Annotated in this window: 1 protein-coding gene; it reads left to right on the forward strand. The window is 26.1% G+C overall.

The window, feature by feature from the left end:
- Nucleotides 1–18 precede the first annotated feature (18 nt).
- A partial coding sequence (locus tag MSI_RS13570; RefSeq protein ID WP_192807785.1) for a CotH kinase family protein occupies nucleotides 19–644 on the forward strand: 626 nt, incomplete at its 3' end.

Genomic DNA, 644 nt, shown 5'->3' on the forward strand with positions numbered 1-644 from the left:
ATATATGTTGATGTTGTAATGAATGGAAAATATATAGGAAATTATATTTTCTGTGAAAAGATAACTCAGGATGAAGGAAGAATTGAAATTCAAGATATATCAGATTTCGGAAAATCAAAATATACAGACATAAATGGAGATGATGTTATTGATTTAAAAGACGGAGGTTTTATTCTTGAAATTGATGTTCGAAAAGATGCGGAATTCTATTTTACTTCTAAAGAGGGTGTTGTTTTTACTTTAAAAGATCCTGATAATGTTTCTGAGGATATTCTAGATTATATTAAAAAAACTATTCAAAAAGCTGAAGATATATTGTTTGATGAAAATTTTAAGAATGAGAATGAAGGTTGGAAAAAATATTTTGATATAAATTCGTTTATAGATTGGTATCTAGTAAATGAATTTTCAAAATACCATGATTCTTCTTTTCAAACTTCTGTATACTTATACTTTAATCCAAAAGATGAAAAGATTCATATGGGACCAAATTGGGATTTTGATCTTGGTTTTGGAAATTCTGGTGAAAAATATACTGATTATAAATCTGATGGTTGGCTTATAAAAAATGCAAAATGGATTTCAAGATTTTTTGAAGATGAATCATTTGTTTCAAAAGTAAAATCGAGATGGAATGAAAAGAA

It is taken from the genome of Treponema sp. JC4, from assembly GCF_000260795.1.
Taxonomy (GTDB): Bacteria; Spirochaetota; Spirochaetia; order Treponematales; family Treponemataceae; genus Treponema_D.